17 protein-coding genes are annotated in these 18,096 nt (G+C 63.6%); 8 read left to right on the forward strand and 9 right to left on the reverse strand.

Annotated elements, in window-relative coordinates; translation table 11 throughout:
- Positions 1-18 precede the first annotated feature (18 nt).
- From C495_RS09215 to ahaH, 3 genes are read right to left on the reverse strand one after another with little or no spacing between them, the layout of a single operon-like run.
- The gene (locus tag C495_RS09215) at positions 19-282 is read right to left on the reverse strand and encodes a hypothetical protein (protein ID WP_008162194.1); all 264 of its coding nucleotides are present in this window, start codon (positions 280-282) and stop codon (positions 19-21) included.
- A 6-nt stretch (positions 283-288) separates the two neighbouring features.
- Positions 289-2,502 carry a V-type ATP synthase subunit I gene (locus tag C495_RS09220; RefSeq protein ID WP_049890239.1) on the reverse strand — a complete coding sequence of 738 codons (2,214 nt, stop codon included), beginning with the start codon at positions 2,500-2,502 and terminating at the stop codon, positions 289-291.
- Positions 2,489-2,821, reverse strand: coding sequence for an ATP synthase archaeal subunit H (gene ahaH / locus C495_RS09225; protein ID WP_008162196.1), 333 nt, complete (start codon positions 2,819-2,821; stop codon positions 2,489-2,491). Before ahaH ends, C495_RS09220 begins: the two co-directional genes overlap by 14 nt.
- A 158-nt stretch (positions 2,822-2,979) precedes the next feature.
- Between ahaH and C495_RS09230 the strand changes: the two genes are divergently transcribed.
- Complete coding sequence (locus C495_RS09230; protein ID WP_008162197.1) at positions 2,980-3,603, forward strand: methyltransferase domain-containing protein; 624 nt, start codon at positions 2,980-2,982, stop codon at positions 3,601-3,603.
- A 16-nt stretch (positions 3,604-3,619) separates the two neighbouring features.
- Here C495_RS09230 and C495_RS09235 read toward each other — a convergent pair whose 3' ends face one another.
- Positions 3,620-4,126 carry a type IV pilin gene (locus C495_RS09235; RefSeq protein WP_008162199.1) on the reverse strand — a complete coding sequence of 169 codons (507 nt, stop codon included), beginning with the start codon at positions 4,124-4,126 and terminating at the stop codon, positions 3,620-3,622.
- Positions 4,127-4,295: 169 nt separating this feature from the next.
- The gene (locus C495_RS09240; RefSeq protein WP_008162201.1) at positions 4,296-5,498 is read right to left on the reverse strand and encodes a DUF7096 domain-containing protein; all 1,203 of its coding nucleotides are present in this window, start codon (positions 5,496-5,498) and stop codon (positions 4,296-4,298) included.
- A gap of 223 nt (positions 5,499-5,721) precedes the next feature.
- Between C495_RS09240 and C495_RS09245 the strand changes: the two genes are divergently transcribed.
- Complete coding sequence (locus C495_RS09245; RefSeq protein WP_152418893.1) at positions 5,722-7,089, forward strand: helix-turn-helix transcriptional regulator; 1,368 nt, start codon at positions 5,722-5,724, stop codon at positions 7,087-7,089.
- 170 nt (positions 7,090-7,259) lie between these two features.
- Here C495_RS09245 and C495_RS09250 read toward each other — a convergent pair whose 3' ends face one another.
- Positions 7,260-8,255, reverse strand: a complete 996-nt coding sequence (locus tag C495_RS09250) for a radical SAM protein (RefSeq protein ID WP_008162205.1) — start codon at positions 8,253-8,255, stop codon at positions 7,260-7,262.
- A 125-nt stretch (positions 8,256-8,380) separates the two neighbouring features.
- Here C495_RS09250 and C495_RS09255 point away from each other — a divergent pair, with 125 nt between their 5' ends.
- Positions 8,381-9,511: a DUF373 family protein gene (locus C495_RS09255; RefSeq protein WP_008162207.1), complete on the forward strand. Its 1,131-nt coding sequence runs from the start codon at positions 8,381-8,383 to the stop codon at positions 9,509-9,511.
- Here the strand turns inward: C495_RS09255 and C495_RS09260 are convergent, their stop codons facing one another.
- From C495_RS09260 to C495_RS09270, 3 genes are all read right to left on the reverse strand, one after another.
- Positions 9,512-10,354, reverse strand: a complete 843-nt coding sequence (locus tag C495_RS09260) for a polyprenyl synthetase family protein (RefSeq protein ID WP_008162208.1) — start codon at positions 10,352-10,354, stop codon at positions 9,512-9,514.
- A gap of 169 nt (positions 10,355-10,523) precedes the next feature.
- Entirely contained in the window at positions 10,524-11,477 is a 954-nt protein-coding gene (locus C495_RS09265) for an electron transfer flavoprotein subunit alpha/FixB family protein (protein ID WP_008162209.1), read from the reverse strand.
- Complete coding sequence (locus C495_RS09270) at positions 11,474-12,265, reverse strand: electron transfer flavoprotein subunit beta/FixA family protein (protein ID WP_008162210.1); 792 nt, start codon at positions 12,263-12,265, stop codon at positions 11,474-11,476. Before C495_RS09270 ends, C495_RS09265 begins: the two co-directional genes overlap by 4 nt.
- A 206-nt stretch (positions 12,266-12,471) precedes the next feature.
- On the opposite strand from C495_RS09270, the gene C495_RS09275 reads away from it, so the two are divergent.
- The 5 genes from C495_RS09275 to C495_RS09295 all read left to right on the forward strand — a co-directional run bounded on the left by C495_RS09275 (position 12,472) and on the right by C495_RS09295 (position 18,066).
- The gene (locus C495_RS09275; protein ID WP_008162211.1) at positions 12,472-12,954 is read left to right on the forward strand and encodes a TRAM domain-containing protein; all 483 of its coding nucleotides are present in this window, start codon (positions 12,472-12,474) and stop codon (positions 12,952-12,954) included.
- Between the two features lie 145 nt (positions 12,955-13,099).
- Positions 13,100-14,341 carry a hypothetical protein gene (locus tag C495_RS09280; protein ID WP_152418894.1) on the forward strand — a complete coding sequence of 414 codons (1,242 nt, stop codon included), beginning with the start codon at positions 13,100-13,102 and terminating at the stop codon, positions 14,339-14,341.
- On the forward strand, positions 14,334-15,056 hold the full coding sequence (locus tag C495_RS09285; protein WP_152418895.1) for a DUF7269 family protein: 723 nt from the start codon (positions 14,334-14,336) through the stop codon (positions 15,054-15,056). Before C495_RS09280 ends, C495_RS09285 begins: the two co-directional genes overlap by 8 nt.
- Positions 15,053-16,408 (forward strand): DUF58 domain-containing protein, encoded by a 1,356-nt coding sequence (locus C495_RS09290; RefSeq protein WP_008162217.1) that lies wholly within the window; start codon positions 15,053-15,055, stop codon positions 16,406-16,408. Before C495_RS09285 ends, C495_RS09290 begins: the two co-directional genes overlap by 4 nt.
- Positions 16,405-18,066: a DUF7519 family protein gene (locus C495_RS09295; RefSeq protein WP_008162219.1), complete on the forward strand. Its 1,662-nt coding sequence runs from the start codon at positions 16,405-16,407 to the stop codon at positions 18,064-18,066. Before C495_RS09290 ends, C495_RS09295 begins: the two co-directional genes overlap by 4 nt.
- Positions 18,067-18,096 lie beyond the last annotated feature (30 nt).

Raw genomic sequence — 18,096 nt, forward strand, 5'->3', positions numbered from 1 at the left:
AAGAGAAGGGGTGCGGTTTTAGACGACGAAGACGACGACCAGCGCCAGGATCACGAGCGTCTCAGGAAGGACGGTCATGATCAGGCCTGGGACGAACATGTCGTCGTCCTCGGCGATTGCGCCGACTGCGGCTGCGCCGATACCACGTTCTGCATATCCTGCTGCGAGTGCGGCAAGACCGACTGCGAGTGCCGCTGCACCCTCGTTCTCGAGGGTTGGGCCGCTCATTTCTTCTGCTTGCAGTGCAAGTTCCGCCAGTTCTGGTACGTTTTCAATTGCCATTGTTAGTTAGTCCTCGCTGTGGTTTCGATCGGTTCCGAACGGTTCGTAGTTCTTTCCACCGCCTTCATAAAACTTCCCAAAGAACTCCACGTACTCGAGCCTGATACCCTGCAATCCGGCACTTGTGATACCAAGTAACAAGACCACAATGTGTCCGACGACCAGCACGAGCACACCGACGATGAACGCCCCGATCGCGACGGCGCCATCGCCCATGTGGAAGAGTCCTTCGAACATTACCTGTCCGTCCTCAGCAGTGTATCCGGTCCACGGCGCCAGGAAGGGACGGTTCCCTTCGGGCGTCTGGATCCCGCCGAACACCAGCAGATTGACGACGAACGCCATCCCACCCTTTGCGAGCAGGACTGCAGCGATTCGGGCGTAGGAGACACCGTGAGCGAACGGAATCGCGAACTCGGCGAGTTCGACGGGGTCACCGAGTGCGAGCAAGACGAGTCCGATAATGACCAACAGGAACGGGAGGGTCAGCTCGAAGCCGCCTGCAATCGGCAGTTCGACGAGCGTCATCATCGGGAAGCCATCGAAACCGAGATCGAAGGCTGCGCCGTCGAACGTGGTGAACAGGAACTCAGGTTTGACGTCCGCTGCCTGTGGCGTGAACACCCAGATCCAGATCCCGTTGAGCATCAGCATCCACGAGCCGCTGTGGGTAAGTGCTCCCCAGAGACCGTGGCCGTGCTGGATGTTCTCGACGAAGTCCAGAATGTAACCGATGTTCAGGTGGATGATACCGAACAGGAGACTCACGATGAGCCACGCTAACGCGAAGTCAAGCGTGGCGGGTGAGAGTCCTTTGTCACCCATCGGTGCACCGGCATCTCCGAACAGGATGTAGCCGAGTTCGTGGATCCCGAAGATCTCTCCGAACAGTATGCCGAAGAAGATCGTGAACCCACCACACCACATCGCAACACCGCCGAGACTCGTGATCCCGGGGCTGTCGAAGCTCTGGTACATGTAGAACCCGACCAGGACGTACAGCAGTCCGTAGCCGACGTCGCTGATCATGAACCCGAAGAACAGCGGGAACGTCAGGAACATGAAGATCGTCGGATCGAGTTCGTTGTATTTCGGTCGGTTGACTGCCTGAACGAGCGTTTCGAACGGCTTGGCAGCCGACGGGTTCTTCTGAATCGTCGGTGGCTGATCGTCCATCGTGACGGTCGAGCCACCGTCGGTGACGGCTTTCTGCTGTTTGCCGTCGTCTTCGGTGTCCGCTGTTGGCTGCTCGTCGTCGGCGACCGTTTCGTGGTGTGAGCCACCGTGTCGGTCGTAGCTCGCGCGCTCGAGTTCTTCGATCTCGACGCTGTCACCGACGGCGTCGTCGAGCGTTGCAACGAGGCGCTCGTACTCATCGCTCGGGATCCAGCCCTCAGCGATGAACGCGCGATCCGTCGTCGCGAACTGCAGCGGTGCTTCCGCACGCTGGACGTCGATGGTCAGCTTCTCTTCGACGCGAAGGAGGAAGCTGGCTTCCGCCAGCTTGATCTCCTCGAGTTCCGCGTCGATGTCTTCGATTTCGTACTCGAGTTCGCGTTTGCGCTCCTCGAGTTCGTCGACGTACGCACTCGGGGTCTGTTCGGTCTCCGGCACCGGATGCCGGGTAAACTCGATCCCGACGAGTGCATCGCCGAGCGGGTCCGAGCCGGCGCCGTCTGTCGGCGCGGCCACGATCGCCACGACGTCGCCACCGGTGAACAGTTCGAAGGCGTCGATGTCGTCTGCAGCGTCGACAGCCGCTTCGATCTGGTCCTGTGGCCCTTCGCCGACGACGATCTCGACCGAGTCATACCCCGACAGGAGGTCGAGGTCGATCCCCAGTTCCGCAAAGGGAGCGACACGGGTGATCTTCTCGTCGACCTGTCGAAGCTCCTCGCGGACCTCCGCACGCTGGTCGTCGAGTTCGTTGACTCGGGTTCGAATCTCCTCGATTCGGTCTTCCCAGTTGTCTCCGAGCGTCCCTGGTTCGGCCTCGTCGGCCGACAGCTCCAGGGTACTCTCGAGCGCTCGGACGGTGACCAGCTTCTGTGAGGCGTCGTCGGCACCCTCGATCGGGTTACCGTTGTCGAAGCCTTCCCAGGAACCGTCGTAGTCCGAGAGATGGACCAGGTTCAGTCCGTGTACCGTCTCGATGACCGTGGGCATGACGCCCTTGGAACCGGTCACCGAGACCTTGCTCATCCGTTCAGGTCTGAGCATGCACGTCCTCCTGGAACAGTTCGACGACGTGGTCAGTCACTTCGTCGACCCGGCTTTGGGCGCGCTCGGCGAGTGCCTCGCGCTCCTGTTCTCCGCTCTCGAGGACGCGTTCGCTTTCCGCATCGATCTCCTCGCGCGCCTCCTCGAGACGGCGCTCTTTGAGATCCCGCGCTTCTTGTTCCGCTTCCGTGCGAATCTCCTCGGCACGTTTCCGGGCCTCGGCTATTCGCTCGTCGCGGTCGTTTTGTGCCAATGCGACGATCTCGTCGGCTTCCTCTTCCGCCGACTTTATTCGTTCGAGAACCTCTGGCCTCGGCATACTCTAAGCAAACGGATGTTTACCAGAGCGCGTATATGGTAGTTGCGAAAGTCGTTCAGTATTTGCAAGGGGAAATCGGGTCGTTGCTCCTCGATTGGCCACGGGTTCCATCGCACGGAACAGCAGACCTATCCCGGTCCGGTCGAAACGACTGCATAATGGGAATCCTCGAGAACAAGGCTCGGGCTCGACTGTTCTATAAGTACCTCTCGAAGGTCTACGACCAGATCAACCCCTTCATCTGGAACGAGGAGATGCGAACGGAGGCTCTCGAACTGCTCGAGTTCGAAGACGAGATGACCGTCCTCGACGTCGGCTGTGGCACCGGCTTTGCGACTGAGGGCTTACTCGAGCACGTCGACGAGGTGTATGCACTCGACCAGAGTGAACACCAACTCGAGAAAGCCTACGCGAAGTTCGGCAAGCGCGCACCACCCGTCCACTTCCACCGTGGTGACGCCGAACGGCTGCCGTTTGCGACGGATACGTTCGACGTCGTCTGGTCGTCCGGTTCGATCGAGTACTGGCCGAATCCGATCCTCGCGCTCCGGGAGTTCCGTCGCGTGTTGAAACCCGGTGGGCAGGTGCTCGTCGTCGGTCCGAACTACCCTGACAACGTGATCGCACAGAAACTCGCCGACTCGATCATGCTCTTCTATGACGAGTACGAGGCCGATCGAATGTTCAAGGAAGCCGGCTTCGAAGACGTCAAACACATGTTCCAGGGTCCTGCGTACGACCCCGAAGTCGCGATCACGACGATCGGTCGCGCACCCGAGTAACGGACGACTGCCGCGGTTATCTCGCCGTCGCCTCGAGCACTGCGATACGAGCGTCGTCGACGGTGAGCGTAACGGTGACCACGTCGCCGGTTTCGATGTGGGGGTCGTTCGTGTCGGCGACGACGACGGTTGCACGCTCTCCGGCCCGCCATTCGGAGTCCGTCGCCGCGTTGAACGGACCAGTCGGCGTTCCATCGAACCCGGTTGCACCGACGAACGGGACGGGTGGCTGGTTCGTCAGGTCCTCGTCGTCGACGGCAACCGTCATCGACAGCGCCGTCACATCGATCGGTTCGCCACCGACGTGTTCGATCGTGATCGTCGACGTCTCGCCGTCGACAGCGAGGTCGAACGCTGTGGTCGGTGCGCCTGCTTCGAGCGAGAGCGCGCCGACGCCGACGGCGACGACGGCCGCCAATGCGACGGTGAGTGCGAGCAGGGCGACGAGACCGACGAGTGGACTGAGCCCTCGGCTCGCGCCGAGCGTGGCAGTCGGGTGGTTCGCATCTGGACGATCGGTCACGCACCGCTTTGGTTGCTCGTTCGAATATAAACGTTCGCTCGATCGTTATCACCGGCACTGCTCCCGTACTCCTCGAGTACCTACAAGAGCGTGCTCATACGGACTGTTGTCGTCGTGATCGTTGGTTACCAACCCAGTAATCGACGATAAAACGGGACCGCAGTCCGTATCAGTTGCCGACAGTAACGTCGCTACTGCCCTGTTCGGTGGTTACTGACAACTGGTATGATTCGGCCGGCGGGACGAACCAGATGATCCCGTCACTGTCGGTTTCACCGATCTCGAGCCCATCAACCGCGACCGTTGCTGTCTCGGAGACGGTGCCGTCGGCGTCGGTCACGATGAGCATGGTCGGGCCGTTTGCTGGCGTTTCGTTGAGCGACAGTCGGTGCTCACCGTCGACCCAGACCGTTTCGGTCTCCGTCGGCAGCGAGGTGTAACTCAGCTCCTGTACTTCACGGTGGACGTTCCCGGTCCCCCCGTCGAGATACGCCTCGAGTCGACCCTGATCGTGGGTGGCCTGAATCTGGTAGAGGTTCACCGCCGTGTGCTCCCGTGCGCCTGCGGACTGTCTGTTCTCGAACACCCACGGGTACAGCTCGCCAGCGTACTCGTAGGCATCAGAGATATCATCGAACTCGCTTCCCCACGCCGCCTCGCGGTTGTCGAATCTGGTCGTTTCACGGATGTACTCTCCGTCGAGCATCGAGAGCGTGTACCCAGTTTCGGATGTCTGGACCGTCACCATCGTCTCGGCTCCGACGCCACGGGCTGCCGTTTCGAGGTGTGACCGAACTGGTGTCTGATGCATCTCGAGGGCGTTTTGTTCGTCTTGAACCGACAGCGAGTAGTCGGAAATCCGGTTCGTTCGCTCCTCGAGCGCGTCGAGGGTGTCCGTCAGGACTGCTGCCTCGTTGTGGTTTCGAAGCACGAGCTGGAGGAGTTCCGTCGTCGACAGCTCGCCTGCAGCGTGCGCTCTCACGGCGTCTTGCTCCCGTTGCTCGAGTTCGTCCGCCCGGTCCATGACCTGATCGTAGGCGTCCTCAACCAACACTTCACGTTTGGTCATGCTTGCGTCTTCGAACTCGTGGTCGACGATCGTATACTGGGCGTAGTCCGTTCGTAACTCGTCTTCCGTGCCCGCAAGCACCGTTCCGAGGTCGGGTCCGTACGTCACGGTATCGCTTCTCACCTCACCCTCGAGCGAGAGGCGGGTGGTCGTCTCGTCGGCCGCGTCGTCGTTCGTCGTCTGGTCTTGTAGCTCCGCCTGCAACTGGGCTTGCATCCCATCTCCAGGACTCGCTGCGACCGGGAGTGCGACGAGCGAGAAGACGAGAAGCAACGCGAGGAGGGCGGGGGTCGCGCTGTTCATCGATCCACTGTATGAACTCTTGATACAAAAACTGGTCGCACTCACATCTACAGCGATCACACCGTCAGAGTCGTGAATTAAGCGTTGTTTACCGCCGTTTCATCTCGTTTCGTCCGTATTCGAAGTTCCGTTCGGCCCACAGAGACGCTTTACAGCCGCTGGTAACGCTTTATTTTTCGATGGAAAGGGTTTTTTCCCCGGGGGGACCACCCTGTTGGTACGTATGCGGGTATCCACCGCCATTAGAGTCGCCCTCGTAGTCCTCCTCACGACATCCCTCCTCGGGGCGGTGGTCGCCACACCGGCTGTTGCCGCCTCCACGTCCGAGCCGCTCCAGACGGACACAGCCGCCGATCGGCCACTGCTAGCGTGGTCTTCGACGACGCCCTCAGAGCCGACAACTGCGCCACAGTTGGCACCGACACAGGCGACAATCGACGAGCCCCAGTCAGAACAGGTCGTTCGGATCAACGTCACCGACTCCGGGGATGCGAGATGGACGATCGAGAGCTACTTCCTCCTCACTGACGACGACGAACACGCGGTGTTTGACGAGTACGCCGACGAGGTGACACGCGGACAACGGGATGTGACGTACGACGTCCAGCAGTTCGAGCCGTTCCGCCAGACCGCCCAGCAGGCGACCGACCGTGAGATGTCACTCGAGAACGCGGACTGGGACGATCCACGGATCGTCTCACCCGAAGAGGCAGGTCTCGATGCGCAATCGCTACCTGAGACCGACGACGACTCCGAAATCCGTGTCGGCGTGATCGCTTACTCGTTCACCTGGACGAACTTTGCGGCCGTCGACGGCGACCGGATCTACTTCGGTGATGCCTTTCAGGCGGACACCGGCGTCTGGTTCTCGCTGACCGACGACCAGCGTCTCGTCATCGAATCGCCATCCGGCTACGCGCTCAGCGCGGAGGCATCGACCTCGCTCCAGTGGACCGGTCCCGCCCAGTTTAGCGACGACGATCTCCAGATCATCTTCGTTCGCAGCGCCAGTGGGACCGGCGCTGGTGCCGTCCCGACAGCCGCCGTTCCCGACTGGCTGCTCGCTGGTGTTGTCGGACTCGTCATCGCCGTCGGTGTGGGCAGCTATCTCCTCGCGCGTCGACGGCCAGCCGGTGAGTTGCCGGCACCGATCGCTCGGCTGCGAGCACACGTCGTGACCCTTCCGGGTATCCGCCAACTCCGTGCACGCGGGTCCGACGAGCAGCCACCCGACGCGTCGGTCACGCCCGACAGCGACCGCGACCAACTGCAGTCAGCCACCGAACGCGGGGCCGACGCTGCCGGTGTCGGCTCGCCCGCCGAATCCGGCACGCAACTCGAGTACGACGAGCCGGTCGACGACGGGATCGATCCCGAACTCTTGAGCGACGAGGAGCGTGTCCTTCGGCTGCTCAAACGAAACGGTGGCCGAATGAAGCAGGGCTCGATCGTGTCGGAGACCGGCTGGTCGAACGCCAAGGTCTCACAACTGCTCTCACAGATGGACGACGACGACGAAATCGAGAAGCTTCGGATCGGCCGCGAGAACCTCATTACGCTCCCCAACGTTGATCCAACCGAGATCAGATAAAAAGCCACTCGCTCGCTTTGCTCGCTCGTGGTCTGAAACCTACGCCAGCGGCGTCCGCTCGACGACCTGCCACGTGTACCTTTTTCTCGTCGGATTCGCTTCGCTCACCCTCCTCCAAAAATCTACGCGAAAAAGCCACTCGCTCGCTTTGCTCGCTCGTGGTCTGAAACCTACGCCAGCGGCGTCCGCTCGACAACTTGTCCGTCGTAGCTCGGATACTGCTCGACGATTTCGCCGTCCTCGAGGTCGCCTTCTTCGATCATCTCCTCTAGGAGCCACCAAGCGACCTCGACGTGGTTCGTTTTGACGGTGTAGAACTCCTCGGGGACGCCAAGCGCCTCGAAGCGTTCGGGGTCGGCGTACGTCTTGCCGTAGACGAGCGTGCCGTCGTCGGTGACGTCGTCGAACTCCCGGCGGACGTTGCGGGCCATGCGTTTCAGCCGACGGCGGTGTTGGGCGGCGTCTTTGAAGACGGAGGTACAGAAGTAGACTCGCTCGTGGTCGCCCATCACGTCGAGGATGCCGTCGCGGTCGTTGTCGACGGCGCTCATGTGGTTTTCTTTGAGTTCGTACCCTTCCTTTTGCATGCGGCGATAGTTCCCGTCGCTCATCTCGAACTCGTTGACGTTACAGAACTCGGCTGCCCCCTCATCGAGGAACTCGAGGAACTCCGTTTCGGCGCGGATGCCGGGAATCTCGAACGCGGGTGTGAGTCCTTCCTCGCGGGCAATATACAGGATGTCCTCCCACTCGGTGCCGTGAAGCTCGCCCCACTGCTCGAGTGGCGGGTGGAACCGAATCTCGTCGAGACCGGCCTCTGAGAGGCGGCGCATGTTCTCGCGGCCGCCCGTGATGCCGGTGTAGAGGTGGGTGTGGTGGTCCTCGCCGAACTCGTCTTTGAGCAGTTCGAGGTAGTGACAGGTGCGCTCGAGGGCTTCCTGTGGTTCACCGCCGGTGATCGACGTTCCCAGTGCATCCATCCGATGGGCTTCCTCGAGGACGTCCTCGTCGCGTTCGACGCGGCGCTCGTTGGCGTAGACGTCGGTGACGTTCTTGCGGTTCTCACCGAGTGGGCAGTAAAAGCAGTCACGCTGGTCGCAGTATCCGTAGACGAACAGCACCATCTTGCCACCTTCCGCGCACTGCTCACAGCCCTTCGAGATCATTCAACGCTACATACTGGGCCGACTCACAAAAGCCGTGCGAAACGACCGTGGTGGCCTCGAGTGTCCGTCTCGCATTCTGTCGTCCCCAGAAGATGGAAATACCCTGCGCTCGAACGTGTGACCCAATGCTGTTGGTCCTCTGTGTCGATCTCGACGACGACCTCGGCCGTAAAACCGGCTTCTCGACGCCCGTTATCGGCCGCGAGTCGGCGGAAGCGGCAGCCGTCGCGCTCGCGACTGCGGACCCGGAGGACTCCGACGTCAACGTGATTTTTCAGGGGCTGCACATCTACGACGATCTCGATGCCCGCGACGAGAGCGTCGAGGTAGCCGTCGTCACTGGCAACGACGAGGGCGATGTCAGCGCCAACCGCGAAGTCGGTGACGAGGTCGATACCGTCCTCGCGAGTCTCTCGACTGCCGAGGACGTGACCGCGCTCGTCGTCACCGACGGCGCACAGGACGAATCCGTCATCCCGATTATTCGATCACGCGTGCCGATCGACGGTGTTCGCCGCGTCGTCGTCCGGCAGGCACAGAACTTAGAGTCGATGTATTATACGATCAAACAGGTGCTGAACGACCCCGAAACGCGCGGGACGGTGTTGATCCCGCTCGGTATCCTCCTACTTATCTATCCGCTCGCGTTGATTGGGACCGTCCTCGAGATGCCGGGGTTCGTGCTCGGAACGACGTCGGCACTGCTCGGCCTCTATCTCATCTCCCGTGGACTCGGACTCGGCGAGCAACTCGACGACGCCGTCGAGCGCGCCCGCCGGTCGCTGTACGCCGGTCGGACGACGTTGCTCGCCTACGTCGTCGCCGCGACCCTGTTCGTCCTCGGCGGTGTCAGCGGGATAAACACCCTCGAGGCGGAACAGAACGCGACGACCGGCGACGTTGGCGTCCCGGTCATGCTCGCGGCAGTCGTCTACGGCTCGATCCAGTGGCTCGCTGCGGCGGGTGTGACGACCAGTCTCGGCCAGATCACCGACGAGTATATCGCCGGCACGCTCGAGTGGCGCTATCTCAACGCGCCCTTTTACGTTCTCTCGATCGCCGTCGTCTTGCACGCGGTGAGTGCCTTCTTCCTCGATGAGGTCGGGATCAGCTATCTGGCAGCCGCGCTGACGGCCGGCACGCTGTTGGGAATCGTGAGCACGCTCACCTTCGCTGTTGCCGAATCACGATTATCCGGGCCGGACGACGACGAGCAGGACACGGAGAGTGAAACGCGACAACTCGGTCGCGTCTGATTAGCGTTCGCGTTCGACGACGAACTCCGCGAGCTCGACCAGATACGCGCGGGCACTGGGATCAGCGACTTCGACCCGATCGAGGGCGTCGATCGCTCGGTCGGACTCGGCTCGAGCGCGGGCGTTGGCTTCCTCGGGGGTGAGATCGGTCACCTGGACGACCGACGGTCGCTCCAAAGCGGCGTCGTGGCCGGTCGGTTTCCCCAGATCATCGGCATCCGCGATTGCGTCTAGGACGTCGTCTCTGATCTGGAAGGCGACGCCGACCCGCTCGGCGTACTCCCCGAGCGCCTCGACGGTGACCGGATCGGAGCCGGCAGCGATGGCCCCGAGTTCGGCAGCGGCTCGAAAGAGTGCGCCGGTCTTTCGGCGAGCCAGTGTCATATACTCCGCTTCGTTCGTCGGCTGTGCCGAGAGTTCGGTCGCTTCGCCGACTCCGAGTTCGACCATCGCCTCGGCGACGACCTGCATCGCGTCAGGGTCGGCCGAAAAGAGGGCGAACGCTTCTCCGAGCAACCCATCGCTCGAGACGATCGCCGGACCGTAGCCGAACTCAGCCCATGCGCTGGTCGTGCCCCGACGGAGCTCCGAGCGGTCGATGATGTCGTCGATCACGAGCGAGGCGCTATGAACGAGTTCGATCCCAACACCGAAATCGACCGCCTCCTCGGCCGTTCCACCGACGGTTTCACAGGCTAACAGCGTCACCATTGGCCGGACGCGCTTGCCGCCCGACAGCGCCGTGTGGCGGACTTCCTCCCTGAGCGTGTCCGGCTCGAGGCCGTCGACCACCTCGACGAGACGCGTTTCGATCAGCGCCCGACGACGCTCCAGACGTTCCATTGCCAGCGCTTAGGACGGGGGTAAAAAGTAGGTGACGGATCACAGTGCAGATTTTCTCCACGCGTTCGTATCTATCACTCCGTCTGAACGTCTCTTGGCGAGGACATTGCGTCCACTGCAGCCGCTCACGCGGTTCGAAGATCGCTCAAAAAAGCCGCGTGCGGCCCAGTTACTGGAACTCCTCGGTGAGCGCCGGGACGACGTCGAAGAGGTCGTCGTGGATCGCGTAGTCGGCGATGTCCATGATCGGGGCGTTGGGGTCGGTGTTGATCGCGACGATCGTATCGGAGCCTTTCATGCCAGCGACGTGCTGGACGGCACCCGAAATACCGATCGCGATGTAGACGTCGGGCGTGACGACCTTCCCGGACTGGCCGACCTGCCGGTTCTTGGGCAGCCAGCCGTTGTCGACGATCGGGCGCGACGAGGAGACCGTCGCGTCGAGCGCCTCAGCGAGGTCTTCGATCAGCGGGATGTTGTCCTCCTCTTCGATCCCACGGCCGACGGAAACGAGCACGTCAGCTTCGCTGATGTCGACGTCGCCGCCGCCGACTTCCTCGAAGCCGGTGACGGTCGAGCCGATCGCGTCCTCGTCGATCTCAGCATCGAAGGCCTCGATCGAGGCGTCACCGGTGCCTTCGGCTTTGGGCCACTCGGCACTTCGAATCGTGACGACGGCCGCTCCCTCGAGTTCGTTGGTCGTCTCGACTTTGCCACCGTACATTTCGCGGGTGGCGAGCAGCGTCTCGCCGTCGGTCTCGAGACCGATCGTGTCGGTGACGATCGGGAGATCGAGTTCGTTGGCGACGGCAGGCGCGTAGTCGAGCCCGTTGACGCTGTTGGGTGCGACGACGTACTGCGGGGCGAGCTCGTCGTAGAGCTGTGAGATCGCCTGCGTGTAGACGTCGTGGTTGAACTCCTCGCCGTGGTCGACGGTGTGGATGGCGTCGACGCCCTCGCGGTTGAGGTCGTCTGCGAACTCGTCGACGGTGCCGCTGATGACGGCCAGGTGGAGGTTGCCGCCGGTCTCGTCGGCGAGCTCTCGGCCCGCGGTGATGATCTCGTAGCTGACGTCGCGGAGGTCGCCGCGGCGGTGGTCGGTGACTGCGAGGACGTCCGTCATTGTGCCACCCCCTTCTCGCGAAGCAGTTCACCCAGTTCCGCGGCGGTCTCGTCGGCGCTGCCTTCCCAGACCGTCACGTCGCTTTCGCTCTCTGGTTCGTACATCTCCGTCAGCTCGAGTTCGGATTCGATCGTCCCTTCGTCGACGCCGATGTCGGCGAGCGCCTGGACGTCGAGTTCCTTGCGCTGGGCCTGTCGAATGCCTCGCAGGCTCGCATACCGTGGCTCGTTGATCCCCGTCTGGATCGTCAGGACTGCGGGCAGGTCGATCTCGGTCAGCTCCTCGACGCCACCCTCGAGTTCACGCCGGACCGAGGCGACGCCGTCCTCGAGGTCGTGCTCGAGGTGGTTGACGACGGCGCCCCACTGCGCGCCGATCTCTTCGGCCAGCGAAACGCCGGTCGCGCCGAAGCTGTCGTCGCCAGCCTGCACGCCCGTCAGCACGAGGTCGGGCTCTTCGGCCTCGACGACGGCGCTCAGGATCTCCGTCTTCGCGTTGACGTCGAGTAAGTCGACGCCCTCGAGGGCGTCGTCCCAGACGCGGATCGCGCGGTCGGCACCCTTTGCGAGTGCCTGACGGATGGTTTGTTCACAGTCTTCCGGTCCGATCGTGACCGTCACGACTTCGTCTGCGATGCCGTTTTCTTGCAGTTGCACGGCTTCTTCGACGGCGTAGTCGTCCCACTCGTTGAGGTCGGCACCGAGGTACTGGGATGCGATTTCAGTACCCTCGATCTCGAACTCGTCTTCGACGGTCGCGACTTCTTTGACCGTAACGAGGATTTTCATCATCTATCACTGCTACGTCCGTACCGTAAACCTTTTCGAAACGGCCCGTCGGATGAGCGCCGTTCATTTACCAGCGTTGCCGATCTCCCGCTGGACGATTACGACTCCTTGCGTGTGTCGGGGGAGACGCTACCAGCGTTTCTAGTCGGTACGGGTTCGATCCTCGAGACGGAAACGGTTTAACGGCGCCACTGGTAGTACGCCGTATGGCAGACTGTCCACTTTCCGACGACTGTCCGAGCTTCTCCGAACGGATCTCTGGAATGGGGTGTAGCCACTACGGAGATCGGGGTGGCAAGGAGTGGTGCAATCATTACAGCCAGCCGATCGAGGACCTCAAAACCCAACCTGTCAAGCCGGGTCAGGAGGTCATCGTCGACGTTGTCGACATGCACGAAAGCGGAGCTGGTGTCGGTCGGACCGACGATGGCTTCATCGTGATGGTCGACGGCGTGCTTCCGGAAGCCCGCGCTCGAGTCGAAATCACCCGTGTTCACAGCAATCACGCACGTGCGAAGGAACTCGAGTTGCTGCCGATGGACCCCGATGAGGATGCCGATGCCGATGAAACGGACAGCGACGACACGGCGGCTGCTGGGGACGCCGAGACGGACGACTCCGACGACGAAGACGCGAAAGAAACCCGGCGTGAACGGCTCGGCAGCCGCGATAACTTCTGGGGCTCATAGGCGTCGAGTGCGTTCCGCCGAGTGGACAGTCACGGGAAGACGCTCGATCGCGATCTCGGTTTTTGGCAACAAGACGTAAGTATCAGTTGTGTCAACTGTAGCCTGATTGATGGCTGCTGGATCGGAGCTGAGACGACTGCTCGTGATGAGTGCCGTTCTCTGTGCTGTCTGTGGACTCGTTCTCGCCGCGAGTGCGATGCCGATGATCGCGTCGGAATCGCCGGCAAGCGAGTTCGTCGATCGCGATTCCGATGAACGGGAGACAGAGACGGAGACCGCGTTCGAACAGGACGAGCACGCGATGGACGTCGATGGCGCTGGGGGACCCCTCGATATCGACACAGAACTGCCAAATCTTCCTGGTGGAGCGGTCGGTGATCGTCCCGCCGAGAGCGAGCACTCGATCGCCGAAACGGCGCTGTACGGACTGACTGCGTTGTTCTCCGCGCTCGATGGTGACTCGAGCGGTGATATCGCTGGCGACAGTGGCGACGAGTTTGCTTCCAGCGGCGCTGAAGCGGATACTCCCGGCGAGGGGAGTTCGGACGACGGAAACGGTGCTGACGGACGGAGTGACACCGAAAGCGGTGCTGACGGACATCGCGACACCGAAAGCGGCGAGTCCGAACGCAGTGACAGTGAAAGCCATGTCGATGAGACCACCGATGAGCCCACAGCCGATGCGGACGCTGATGGCGACGACTCGAGTCTCGAGGACGCCGTCCCCGGCCTTTCTGACGGCGTGGTGATGGGCGGTCTCGTCGTGGGTGGACTCGTGGCTCTCGCGTACGTCTTCGCCACACGATCGAACCCGACCGCGGCGGTGCTCTCGATTCCCGGCCGGCTCGTTTCGGCCGCGCTTTCGGGCGTCGTTGCCTGCTCGCAGGCGCTCGAGCGGGCGATCGGCGCACTCTACGGGCTGCGGTCGATCGCCGAGTTACCGGGGCTCGTGGCTGCGACGCTCGTCGGCGCGTTCCATAGGACAGGCGTCAGAATCCGAACTGTCGGCTCGTCGCTGTTCGGTGGCCGAGTCGATGCGTCGACGGCTGACGCTGCCGGCGGACATGCCAGCGCACGCAAACGGATCGGAGCGGCGTTCGAGAGCGTAATCGACGCCGCACCGATGTCCCGTGAGCGTGTCGCCACGGCGACGCCGACCGACGTGGCCCGCAGTGCCCGCGATGCCGGTGCGCCCGACGAACCGGTCGAGACGATCACCCACTCGTTCCGGGACGTGGAGTACGGCGGTCGTGATCCAGAGACGCACCTCGAGCGGACGACGACTGCACACGACCGGCTCCAGTCGGCGCTCGAGGCGACCGAATCGACGGAGACGACCCCTGCCGCGGACGAAGCCGGCGGGCAGGAGGGTGAGACCGATGAGTAGAACGCCGTCGACGGTGGGACTCGTGTTGGGAACGCTCCTTGGCATGCTTCTCGTCGCGACTGGCGCCGTCGTCGCCGTTCGGCCGGGACTGCTCCTCGAGTCCGTGCCCGAACTCGGGGTGGTGCTCGAGGGCGTCGATCCCGAACTCGTCGTCCTCGGACTCGCCGTGGTGTTCGTGCTGTTCGCACCGACGCTCGGGATCACGGGACGCCGTCGGTCGTCATCGACGACTTCGCTCGTCGCTTCCGAGCCGTCACTCGAGGCCGAATCGCGGTTCGACGAGGGACCGTCCCAGTCCGACCGACAGCCCGTCGTCGGCGAGACTGCCGAGGAACTGGTTACCGTGGCGACGGCGTACGACGACGAACCGCGAGCCACTCGCGAAGAGGCGCGGCTGGCCCTTCTCGAGTCGCTTCGTCGGATCGCGGCGACGGCCTACGAAACCCACACGGACCGTGGTGACGACGCGATGGCGGCGATCGAAGCCGGGACGTGGACCGACGATCCACGTGCGAGTGCCTTCCTCGCGACCGCGGACGGGCCGCGGATGCCGCTGTGGCTCTGGCTGTTCGACCTCGTCAGTACTGGCGAGCCGTTCGAACGGAGCCTCGAGCGGACACTCGAGGAGATCGAGCGGATACAGTCGACGACGGGGGCAAACACACCGACGGAGCCGACACCGGCAGATGGCGGGCTCGAGGGGGTGTCGTCGTGACTGACACGAGTCGACAGGCACGCTGGCAGGCCGCGCTCGTCGGTGCGCTGTTGTCGAGTTTGCTCGCGGTCGTGCTCGGCGTTCCAGCCCTGTTGTTCCTCGCGGTCGTCGGGTTGGGGTTCGTCCTCGTCGGGCAGGCGAGTTCGATACCCACGCTGGGGGCTGGTGCCGACACTGCGGCCCCCGAGACCGATGCCGAGACGGCCGCTGTCGTTCGCCTCGAGCGGTCGCTCGAGGAAACCCGCGTCCGGCCCGGCGAGTCGGTGACGGTAACGCTCTCAGTGACGAACGAGGGAACACGAGTGTTGCCGGACGTTCGAATCGCGGACGAACCCCCGGCAGACGTGGCCGTGACACGTGGCTCGCCCGTGTTCGCAACGGCCGTCTCGCCGGGGGAGACGGTCACACACGAGTACGAACTCACGCCACCGCGAGGCGAACACGAGTTCGGGACGACGACGCTGCGGCTGCGCTCACTGCCGGCGACGGCGATCACGACCGACGAGCGCGAACCGGGCGGCGACACGTCGCTCACGTGTGAGACGCTGCTCGATTCGATCCCGTTTCAGGACCGAACGATCCAGTTCGTCGGGCAGACACCGACCGACGATGGCGGCAGCGGCATCGAGTTCTTCTCGACGCGCGACTACCGCCGTGGCGACCCGATCAACCGGATCGACTGGCACCGGTTCGCCCGGACTGGCGACCTCGCGACCGTCGAATACCGTGAAGAACGAGCCGTGACGATCGTGTTCGTCATCGACGACCGACTCACACACCACCGCGAGACTCCGGGCGGCGGTCCCGACTCGTTCGATCTCACCCTGTATGCCGCCTCGCGTGGCGTCGTGGCCTCGCTCGAGGAGGGGAACCGAACCGGACTGGCGATGCTCTCGGGGTCGGCGTGGGTCGAGCCGGGTGCCGGACGCGGCGTTCGCCGACGGATCGACGATGTTGTCGACGACGGCCACGCTGTTGCTGACGGCGGTGACTACCCGTCGTCGGAACGTGCCGGCGACGACGATTCGCTTGCGGTCAACCTCGAGCGACGGCTGCCACGTCAGGCACAGGTCGCGCTCTGTACGCCGCTGCTCGATGACGACGTGGTCGCCCTCGTCGAGACGCTTCGAACCCGAGGCCGCGCGGTCACCGTTATCACACCTGACGTGACCGACGGGCTGGCGACGACGACGCCCTCGATGGGGGCGCGGATCGCCGGCCTCGAGCGGGCGAACCGAATCGATGCACTCCGTGGGATCGGCGTCACCGTTGCCGATTGGTCCCTCGAGGAGCCCATCTCGATCGCGCTTGCGCGGGCGTTTCGGGCCGGTGCTGGGGGTGGGTCGGCGTGACGCCTGACTCGATCTCCGGCACTGAGCGTGGCCACGAGCGATCGACCGACCGCTCGCCTCGCTCGGCCGCCCTCGAGGCGGGCAAAAACGCGCTGACGGCGGGCAGGCGAGGGCTCTGGCGAGCGCTCGCTCGGCCGACTGTCAGCGACGTGGCGATGATCGCGTGTACGTTCGCGGTCGGGATCGGAATCGGGTCGCGACTCGTCGGGTTCGAACTGGCTGCCCTCGCGATGGGTGCCGGACTCGGTGTGGCGCTGACGACGATCCTGCTCGGGAGTTCACGCCCGCTCGTTCGCGGGTTTGGTGGGGCGCTCGCCGTCCCCGCGTCGGTCCTGTTGTCGTCTCCCGTGTTGGTGGCTGCTATCCTCGCAGTGACGTCGCCGACCGTTGGCGTCGTCTCCGCGCTCACCGTCTGGTCGCTCGTCATCGCTGCGTTCGCGGCAGGCGTCGCCCCGTGGGATCGACTCGGAACCGGTGGCGTCCGCCGTGGTGCAACGGGGACGACGCTCGCTGCGATCGGCGTGGTCGGTGTCGTCGTTCTCCGAGTCGTCCCCGAGTCGGCCGTTCGCGACCGTGCCGGCGCTGCCGTGGTCGACGTGCTGGGCGCTGCTGGCGATTTCGTCGCCGCAAACGACGCTTGGGCGGTCGTCTCCTTTGCCGGTCTGGTGGTGGTCACAGCCGTCGTCTCGAGTCGGGCGCTTCGATACGTCCCGTTCGATCGACTCGTCCCGCCCGACCGTCGCGGCTCGTTCGCGACTGGCAGTACACGACTTCGGTGGGTGTGCTCGCGCGTGGGTCGTGGTGCGCTCGTCCTGTCGATCGTGGCCGTTGGCGCGTCGTCGGTGAGCGCGCGGTTCGAGACGAGACCAGTGACGCCCGCGGAACTGCAGACGGGACTCCCCGACCCCGTCGGCTCCGGCCTCGCAACGGTTGTGACGTCGTCGGGGCTGCGATTCGTGTTCGGCATCGTCCTCGTCGTCATGCTCTCGCTCTCGGTTCTCGAGTGGGGACGTCGCCTCCTCGGTCGGAACATCGCTCGCGTCTGCGCCCGACTGCTCGCCCCGGTTGTCGGCGGGGCTGTCGTTGCACTCGTCGCTGCACGCGCACTGCCCGGTTCGGCACTCGAGGCGGACCTTACGGGAGCACTCGAGGGCACGGCACCGCCATCGGTGCTCGAGTTGCTCGAGGCGTTGCCGGCGTTTGCGGTGGCGGCGGTCGTGCTCGTGGTGACGCTGGCTCTCCTCGCGTCGATGCTCTGGGCTGTGACAATGATGCGGGCGTTCCGACTCCTGCCGCCACGAGCGATCGGGGCTGCGCTTGCGGCTGGAGCGATGGGTGTGCTCGCGGCCGGGATCGCTATCGTCGGGCAGGTCGAGGCCGCGATCATTACGGCGGCGGCGGCGTTCGTGCTGTGGGATATCGGCGAGTACGCTGACGGCGTCCGAACGGAACTGGGCAGTGCGGCGGCGACGCTACGGGCGGAACTCGTCCATATCGGCGGGACAGCGGCGACGGGGGCAGTCGTCGCCGTCGCAACCGTCGCCTGTTATCGGTGGCTGCTACCGGAACTCTCGATCAGTGTGCCGGCCCACGCAGCGGTCGCCGTCGGAACGGGGCTGCTCGCCGTTGCCTTCGTCGTGTGGGTGCTTCGAGGGTGACCCTCGTCCATCTTCAACTCTCACAACAGT

This window comes from Natronorubrum sulfidifaciens JCM 14089 (genome assembly GCF_000337735.1).
Taxonomy (GTDB): domain Archaea; phylum Halobacteriota; class Halobacteria; order Halobacteriales; family Natrialbaceae; genus Natronorubrum; species Natronorubrum sulfidifaciens.